The organism is Hydrotalea sp., from assembly GCF_049968455.1.
Taxonomy (GTDB): Bacteria; Bacteroidota; Bacteroidia; order Chitinophagales; family Chitinophagaceae; genus Hydrotalea.
The window spans coordinates 1-3,627 of sequence record NZ_JBMFQT010000042.1 but is presented as its reverse complement, the minus strand read 5'-3'; the positions used below and the strand labels follow the sequence as shown (position 1 = coordinate 3,627).

Here is a 3,627-nt window from a genome sequence, read left to right as displayed (position 1 = left end):
CGCGACGATTAGTTGCCGTAATACTATATTTATTATTAAAAGTATAGATTACCCTAACTAACCATGATTCCATTGATGTACTTCCTTTTGGCTCATCTAAAGTGTTAGAAGTTTGCGTACCCAGATTTAAAGTTTGAACTGCATTTCCTGCAGTAAATCCTTTTGTACTTGCCACAATTCCATCATAAGCTGATTCCCATACTTCGTGGCCAAACAATGCCTGTACAAAATGTTTGGTACCAAAAGTGTGATTATAATTTAAATGTTCCAACCAACTCCAATAATGATCGAAATTGTTATTCTCTAATAATACAGCTTGCGTATTAACAAAAGCAGGTGCACTTCCTGTTGCACCATATGAATAGGTGGGTCGGAAAATTTTTGCTTGACCCCAGTTAAAACTCCCATTTAGTTCTGAGTGTAGGGTAAAGTCTTTATTAAATTTAATATCACCATACACCCTACCTTGTATATTACTACGAATTAGATAGTTTGTAATACTTAATGCTTGCTGAACAGGATTTTGCCCACCTTGTATTATACCATTTACAACAGCAGGGCCGGAAAAACTACCATCAGCATTATATACTGCAACATCCGGAGCTTGTAACAATGCATTATAAATAATACCATACGAATTACCTAAACCAATATTCGCTTTGTTTTGGTTAGCAGTAATACTGGTACCCATTTTCAACCAATCTTTTACTTGGGAATTAATAGTAGTATGAAAAGCAAATCTATTGTAATCAGAACCTATAACAGTACCCTTTTGTTGAAAGTAGCCCCCTGAAATATAGTAGTCGGTTTTCCCATTTGATCCTGATGCAGATAAGGTATGGCTAATTAAAGGAGCTCTCCTAAAAATAGCATTTTGCCAATTGGTACCCGGGCCCAACTTGCTTGGATCGGCAAAATCTACTCTCCTTGTTAACCCATATAAATCAGCTAAAGTATTCTCAAACTTGGCATATTGCGGCAAATCCATCATTTTTAAAAATTTGCCTTGTTCTTGAAAACCATAATAGGCATCATAATTTAAATGAGCTTCACCATACTTGCCTTTTTTAGTAGTAATAATAACTACTCCATTTGCACCTCGGCTTCCATAAATAGCGGTGGCAGAAGCATCTTTTAATATATCAATTGATTCAATATCATTCGGATTAATACTAGCCAGTACACTAGGTTTTTGTTCTTGCTCACTGGGAGATAATCCACCTAATGTTTTATCGTTTGAAGATGCCTGAGAAGGGGCATTTCCATCAATAGCAACACCATCAACAACATACAAAGGCTCTGAACCACTAAATGAAGTAATACCTCTAATCCGAACAGAAACAGCTGCACCCGGTTGACCAGAGTTTTGTGTTACCGTAACGCCCGAAGCACGGCCTTGCAACATTTGATCAACAGATGGTTGAGGAATATCTGCAATTTGTTTTGAACTAACTGTAGCAATGGCTCCATTAACGTCTTGTTTACGCTGCGTACCGTAACCAATTACTACAACATCATTTAAATCTGAGGAAGATGGCTTCAAAACCACATTAACACGCTCTTTCCCATTAACATTTACTTCTTGTGTTTTTAACCCAACATAGGAAAAAACCAACACATGTTTATCGTTTGGAACATTAATAGAAAATACACCATTTGAATTGGTGGTAGTTCTAATTTTCGAATCCTTTACCATTATGGTAACACCATCTAACAGAGCGCCTTTATCATCGGCAACTGTTCCGGAAATTTTTCGTGTTTGCGCATGTGCTACATAACTCAACAGTAAGCACATTACTACGCAAAAAAATGAAAGCAGCTTCGTTTTTTTCATATAGTAATTCGTTTTGCCAAAATTAAATGCAACCGATTGCATATTTAAATACTTTTTTATCATTTTATGAGAAATATTTAGCAATTTTTTGTAACTGTATAAAATAAGTGGCGTAAAATAGATGCTTTGACATATATCAAGGTTATTTGAAAACAATACTTTTTTAACACAAATTGAATAATTTTATACCCAAAGCAGCGTTTTAAAAGTTGAATTGTCTAGGAAAAATTTAAATCGGTTACATGCATAATCCAGCTAAAATTTTAAAAGAAAATATTCCCCTAACACAAAATGATTGCTTTACGATTTTTGCAAGAGAAAAGCAATCCATTGATTTTCCTTTGCACTATCATGAAGAAATTGAGTTAAATTTTATCATGAATGCACCTAAAGCAAGAAGACTTATAGGTGATCATATGGGAGAAACAGATAACCTTGAATTGATTCTAATTGGTTCGAATTTACAACACGGCTGGTTCAATCATGAATGTAATAGTCAAGAAATTGCTGAAATAACAATCCAATTTCATCCCGATTTATTCGACGATAATTTACTAAAACGTAATCAACTCAGCTATATTAAAAACATTTTACAACTTTCCGCACGTGGTGTCTTATTTTCAAAACAAACTGCTGCAACAGTAAAACCATTGCTTTTAAAACTACCACAAAAAAAAGGATTTGAGTCAGTTTTAGAATTGTTTACCATTCTGCACCAATTATCAACTTCTAAAAATTATCGGCTTTTGGCTTCAAATAACAACCTGCATAAAATAAAAACAAATACATATGGCAATTCCCGTTTAGAGGCTGTAATGGAGTATTTGAATAATCATTTTCATCAACAAATTAATCTTGCAGATATTGCCAATATAGCCGCAATGACTGAAGTATCATTCAGTAGATTTTTTAAAAACAGAACAGGCCAAACCTTTATCAATACCTTAAACGAAATTAGAATTGGGCATGCTGCCCGACTACTAATAGAAACAACTTTAAGTATTAATGAAATTGCCGATAAATGTGGCTATAACAATATGAGTAATTTTAATCGTGCCTTTAAAAAAAGAAAACAATGCACGCCTAAAGAATTCAGGGAAACCTATACCGACTTTGGCACAAAAATGTTTATTTAAAAAATTTACTGCGTCACTTAACCGCCAATACATTTAATTGCACTAATACTGTATTCGCTAAAACCCAACTTGAAGAACCTACTCCAAAATCTAATCGATTAATTGTGAACTGACCTTGCAAACGATATCCAATTGACGTAGGTTCAACTTTAAATGAAAAATTAATTGTTTTAGAAATTCCTTTTATCACTAACTTACCTGTAACCCAACACATACCATCAGCTGTGTTCTTGTATATGTTAGTTGATGTAAACTGAATTTTTGGAAACTTTTCTACATCAAAATAATCACTTGAGCGCAAATGATGATCTCTTGCAGTTATTCCCGTATTCACAGTAGCCACTTCAACAGTTACATTAAAATAATCTTTAGTGCAGTCTTGCTCGTTAATAATCATTTCCCCCTGTAATCCCTTTAATGTTCCTAAGGTATTAATGCCAAAATTTTTAATGGTAAAATGAATGTTGGAAGCTTCATCATCCGGGTGAAGCATTTGAGCTTTCACTTGTATGAAAAGCATGAAGCAAATAATCAACAAAATGATTCCTTTCATAAACTAATCTTTTTCCTTACAAACTATTTAACAAAGCAATACTAAAATGGTTGCCCATGTGTTGCTGTAATAATATGCCGAGCTAAATAAGGAATGCGACGCAT

Annotated in this window: 3 protein-coding genes; 1 reads left to right on the top strand and 2 read right to left on the bottom strand. The window is 34.0% G+C overall.

What is annotated here, in order from left to right; translation table 11 throughout:
- Positions 1–1,834 (bottom strand): SusC/RagA family TonB-linked outer membrane protein (locus ACP5P5_RS13465; protein WP_428286631.1); only part of this gene is annotated, 1,834 nt, incomplete at its 3' end.
- 242 nt (positions 1,835–2,076) lie between these two features.
- Between ACP5P5_RS13465 and ACP5P5_RS13460 the strand changes: the two genes are divergently transcribed.
- Complete coding sequence (locus tag ACP5P5_RS13460) at positions 2,077–2,970, top strand: helix-turn-helix domain-containing protein (protein ID WP_428286630.1); 894 nt, start codon at positions 2,077–2,079, stop codon at positions 2,968–2,970.
- Between the two features lie 13 nt (positions 2,971–2,983).
- Here ACP5P5_RS13460 and ACP5P5_RS13455 read toward each other — a convergent pair whose 3' ends face one another.
- Positions 2,984–3,523, bottom strand: a complete 540-nt coding sequence (locus tag ACP5P5_RS13455; RefSeq protein ID WP_428286629.1) for a YceI family protein — start codon at positions 3,521–3,523, stop codon at positions 2,984–2,986.
- Between the last annotated feature and the right edge of the window lie 104 nt (positions 3,524–3,627).